Here is a 4387-nt window from a genome sequence, read left to right on the forward strand (position 1 = left end):
CAGCACAAAATGTCGAATGAGCCCTGCATACCCAATTTCCGATGGCTTTCTCCCCCGATCTGCGAAAGCTCCTGCTACAGCATCGGACGAGAAAAGTGGATTTGCACTTTTGGGATTCCATCCGATGCTTCTCCTTCAATGAGAGCATCGTTGAAAGCGGAACCGGAGGTCCGCATCAGCGAAAACCGGGTCCACTTTTTAAGCACGATGCTCTAGTCGCCCTTCATGGGTGTGGATCGAAACTGGATCTCCTCCAGACCGGTGATGGTCACGTTACGTCGCTCTCCTCGCGAGGGCGTGGATCGAAACATGGTCGCAGGGTGCTCAGGAAACAGTATCGCGTCGCCCTTCACGAGGATGCGGGTCGAAGCGGAGTGATCCGCGCGTCGGACAGCGTGCGGAAGTGCTTTAGCCAGGAGCACCGTCGGCGAACCGTAGAGCAGGTTCACGCGAGACGGCCGGGAGAGCTATTGGCGCTAATGGCACAGCGTTCATGATTGCTTGGGCCACAATCGAAGGGGCTCACTTTACGCTGGAGGATTTCAAAAGCATCGCTTGAGATAGAAGGTGCAAACGTCCGATAGCGGCATTGAAGAGAAAAACGCCTACTTCGTGCTTCCGATATGGTTCCGGGAAAGCTGGCCTCCGGAAGCAGACTTACTCTAAGCCCTTGAAAAGAATGGTCGGAGCGGCGGGATTTGAACCCACGACCCCTAGTCCCCCAGACTAGCATGATAGGCGTTCATAGCATTCCATGTCCTTTCAGAACCATTCCTAAGACATTGACATTAAACGGAAAAGTGTGTTCATTTGTAAGCGTTGGCGTTCAGGCAGTTCCACTTTTTTGAACCCCGGCAGAACCCCCACTCGTCCATGCGCTTGAGCCCATGCCCATAATCGACCTAACCACTGCGTACGTCAGAAGCATAAAGCCGCCCCCAACCGGACGCCTCGAGATCTGGGACAAACGGACGCCAGGACTATGCCTGCGCGTGACGCCTACCGGGGCCGCATCGTGGTCATTTAGGTATCGCCCGCGGAACGGTAGCGGCTACGAGCGCATAACGCTGGGTAGCCTCCAAGACCTGACCCTCGCCGGCGCACGTGAGCGAGCGGTCAAGTTTCGTGGACAAGTGGTAGACGGAAGCAACCCGCAAAAGGACCGGCGTGAACGGCGGGAAGCCGCTAAACAGGTTTTGAGCTTCGATAGACTCGCGGAGCGCTATCTTGAGGAGTACGCGAAGCCGAACAAGGCCTCGTGGAAAATGGATGAGATGTACCTAAAGCGTCCCCGTGCCGCTCTCGGCGAGCGTGAAGCGAAGGCGATCACTAGGCGCGATGTGATCGACGTCTTGGACACTATCAAGAAGACGGCGCCCGTTTCGGCCAATCGAACTCAAACGGTCCTTGTAAAGCTATTTAACTGGGCCGTAGACAGCGAGTTCGTGCCCGCCAATCCGATCGCCGGTCTCAAAAAGCGCGTCAAGGAGGAGGCGAAGAGCCGAGTCCTCGATGACGAGGAAATCCGGGTCCTGTACGAGGCCCTCACCAAGGCGGACGGCGTAACGAGAGATGTAGCGGACGCCCTGCTCTTCCTGTTGCTTACGGGCCAGCGACCAAGCGATGCGGCCGGGATGGTGGTGACCGAGCTGTTCCAATTAAACGATCCAGCCAAGGCACGTCTTGAGATTTCCGCCCGCCGCCACAAAAGCCGACGGCTGCACGTAGTGCCACTTACCGGCATGGCTCGACACATCATCGCCAGCGCTCTTGAGCGACGAGCGAGGGATGGCGACGAACACGGAAGCGTATTTGCGTCGAAGTTCTCCAACAGAGCAACCCTCGCGCGCAACAGTCTATCGCAAGGCCTAGCCCGCGTAATTGAGCGGCTGAAGGATGATGAGCAGACTGCCCTCCCCGTTCAAAATCTAAAGAACAACCCGCCGACACCTCATGATTTTCGGCGCACCGTCGGAACTGGGCTTGCCCGGTTGGGCGTCCTGCGGGAGGACCGAAAGGCGGTTCTCGGTCATGCTGAGAGCGATGTGCATGGGATGGTATATGATCAGTATGAGCGCCTTCGGGAAAAGCGAATCGCTCTGGAGGCCTGGGACCGACATGTCTCGGAGCTGGTGACGAACAAGAAATCGACCGCCGCCGTCCTTACCCTAAAGAGGCGCAGCTCATGAAGCCGGGCCCAGGGGCCCAGGCGGGCCTTCAAGCACCTGACCCATCATGGTGCTCTTATCACCAAGCTCCTTTTCGTTTTTTCCCTAAGCCTGCAATCACCCCGGAACAAATCACATCCAGCCTGATACATCGTTGCGAACAGGTCATCGCACGATCTAACCTGCTTGTAACCGTTAAGCGACGGTATGGTGTGGTCGTCGCTTGCTGCGGAGACACTTGGAAGCTTGAGCTTCACGCGGACGATGGAGAATTTTGGCTCACCCGTGTAGACGACGACGACGATCAACTGGATAACGTTTATGGTTCACCAGTAGATTTCATGAACAAACTTGAGCATGTGCGACCAGCTTATCTAAGCGAGCCCGCACACGAAATCATTTTCAATCTTGCATCAGACTTGTGGATCGCCGGAGAGAGGGAGTTCGAGAGGGCACTTCATAATGGTTGGGCCTGCATTATGGCTAGACCCACCTCCCCCACTTCACCCTTTTCGGTGATCCCACCTGACGTTTTAAGCGCCTTCACGATCAGCCTGCGAGACGACTATGCGGATCCTGACGACCGCGTTTCCGATGCGACTGGGTTGGATGGCGCAAAACTCTACTCGGTTTTTGTCGCCCCAAAGCTGAATTCGATTGCGCTGGCCCGTAAATCTACATCTGGCGCCGAGGAGAAATGTTATCGCTGGCTCGCGAATGAAATGAAAAAATTGCCCCAGGATCCCCCGAAAACCCATGACGAGTTTAAAATGGTGGCGACGAAACAGTTCGAAGGTCTCTCCGGAGCTGGTTTCGAAAGAGTCTGGAAAAGGGCGCTTCGGGATACGGGAGCCACGTGGAACGCCCCAGGACGGCGACGCAAAAATCCAAAATCCCAAACCTCAAGGTAGAAAATCTCCTAGAAGTTTTACTCTGATGTGAATTGCACTTGATTGGGGTCGTCTGACGAAAGGAGACGACACGTGCAAGATAAGCTTTTATTTCCCATGGAGGTTGGGGCAATGACCCGCCTCAGCCAAACAACGATTTATCGCCTTCGCCGTAAAGGTAAGTTTCCCTCGCCTATCACGCTTGGCGAACGCCGTATCGCATATCGCCAATCTGAAATTGAGACATGGCTCGAGCAACGATCTCGCGTGAAGGCCGCACCGACCTTAGGCCGGGGTGGAGATAGTGAACAAGATGCACGGCAGTATCCCCTTTGGGAGGAGGCATGACTGTGCGTGTTTCGATTTTCACAATCATCAAAAACACGCAGGAGCAAGTTCGAGTTGGGCTTACGGACTACCGTGGCCATCAGCTGATTGATCTCCGGATTTACGATGCCCAAGGTTTCCCAACCAAGTCCGCCATCAGCCTTCAGGTCTCTCACCTTCCCGCCCTTCGAGAAGCTATCGATGCAGCAATCATAAAGGCGTCTGAGCTCGGGATTTTAGTGGAGGATCTGGTGCCAACGGAACTCCGACAGGCTGGTAACGGACGCGGAGGTAATCATGGGATTAGCTCGTAGCGTGCCTAGTCTCACTACCTTCACGGCCGCGGAGTTGGCCGCGCGCACCATCCCAGATGCGAAGTTCATCGTGCCGCGTTTCGTACCGGAAGGTTTGACCCTTCTCGGTGGGCGCCCGAAAGTGGGTAAGTCTTGGTTGCTAATGAACACCGCTCTGAGTGTTGCAGCAGGAAAAACCCTTCTTGGTGAGAGAGTAGAGGCGGGGGATGTCCTGTTGCTTGCACTTGAAGACAACGAGAGGCGGCTTCAACGCCGCCTCTCTCTCATGTTGCAGAGCGACGTTCCCGCCGAGCGCCTTCATATAGCGACTGCCTGCCCAACGCTCGGCAATGGCGGTATCGAGGCTATTGAGGCTTGGTGCGACGGGGTAACCAACCCTCGGCTTATCATTGTCGACGTCTTCGCGCGGGTTCGACAGCAGGCTCTATCTGGTCAGCGAATATATGATCAAGATTACACCTCGGCGCTACCGCTGAAGACCTTAGCGGATAAACGCCAGCTTGGCGTAATTGCATGTGTCCACACCCGAAAAGAGCCGGCTGCAGTTGACCCGTTCGACACGATTTCCGCAACAACCGGGTTGGCCGGCGCTGCTGACAGCATACTCATTCTAGAGCAACGGCAGTTCTGACGGAATCGTTGGGGCTATGCGGTGTGGCGGCTTCGTGATTCACTCATCTTGGCTCTC

General features: G+C 55.6%; 6 protein-coding genes. 5 read left to right on the forward strand and 1 reads right to left on the reverse strand.

Annotated features, from left to right (window positions below; translation table 11 throughout):
• Window positions 1-212: 212 nt before the first annotated feature.
• Entirely contained in the window at window positions 213-449 is a 237-nt protein-coding gene (locus DC522_RS34490) for a hypothetical protein (protein ID WP_133239450.1), read from the reverse strand.
• A 438-nt stretch (window positions 450-887) separates the two neighbouring features.
• On the opposite strand from DC522_RS34490, the gene DC522_RS32595 reads away from it, so the two are divergent.
• From DC522_RS32595 to DC522_RS32615, 5 genes are all read left to right on the forward strand, one after another.
• Window positions 888-2189, forward strand: coding sequence for an integrase family protein (locus DC522_RS32595; RefSeq protein ID WP_116532568.1), 1302 nt, complete (start codon window positions 888-890; stop codon window positions 2187-2189).
• Window positions 2186-3079, forward strand: a complete 894-nt coding sequence (locus tag DC522_RS32600; protein WP_133239451.1) for a hypothetical protein — start codon at window positions 2186-2188, stop codon at window positions 3077-3079. The genes DC522_RS32595 and DC522_RS32600 overlap by 4 nt, the downstream gene beginning before the upstream one ends.
• Window positions 3080-3151: 72 nt before the next feature.
• Window positions 3152-3406, forward strand: coding sequence for an AlpA family transcriptional regulator (locus DC522_RS32605; RefSeq protein ID WP_245444734.1), 255 nt, complete (start codon window positions 3152-3154; stop codon window positions 3404-3406).
• Window positions 3403-3699, forward strand: a complete 297-nt coding sequence (locus tag DC522_RS32610) for a transcriptional coactivator p15/PC4 family protein (protein WP_116532570.1) — start codon at window positions 3403-3405, stop codon at window positions 3697-3699. The genes DC522_RS32605 and DC522_RS32610 overlap by 4 nt, the downstream gene beginning before the upstream one ends.
• The gene (locus DC522_RS32615) at window positions 3683-4330 is read left to right on the forward strand and encodes an AAA family ATPase (RefSeq protein ID WP_116532571.1); all 648 of its coding nucleotides are present in this window, start codon (window positions 3683-3685) and stop codon (window positions 4328-4330) included. The genes DC522_RS32610 and DC522_RS32615 overlap by 17 nt, the downstream gene beginning before the upstream one ends.
• Window positions 4331-4387 lie beyond the last annotated feature (57 nt).

Origin of the sequence: Microvirga sp. KLBC 81, assembly GCF_003075415.1 — a bacterium.
GTDB lineage: Bacteria > Pseudomonadota > Alphaproteobacteria > Rhizobiales > Beijerinckiaceae > Microvirga.

Coding starts and splice junctions, on each gene's coding strand:
- DC522_RS32595 (WP_116532568.1), top strand. CDS start 888: ATGCCCATAATCGACCTAACCACTGCGTACGTCAGAAGCATAAAGCCG.
- DC522_RS32600 (WP_133239451.1), top strand. CDS start 2,186: ATGAAGCCGGGCCCAGGGGCCCAGGCGGGCCTTCAAGCACCTGACCCA.
- DC522_RS32610 (WP_116532570.1), top strand. CDS start 3,403: ATGACTGTGCGTGTTTCGATTTTCACAATCATCAAAAACACGCAGGAG.
- DC522_RS32615 (WP_116532571.1), top strand. CDS start 3,683: ATGGGATTAGCTCGTAGCGTGCCTAGTCTCACTACCTTCACGGCCGCG.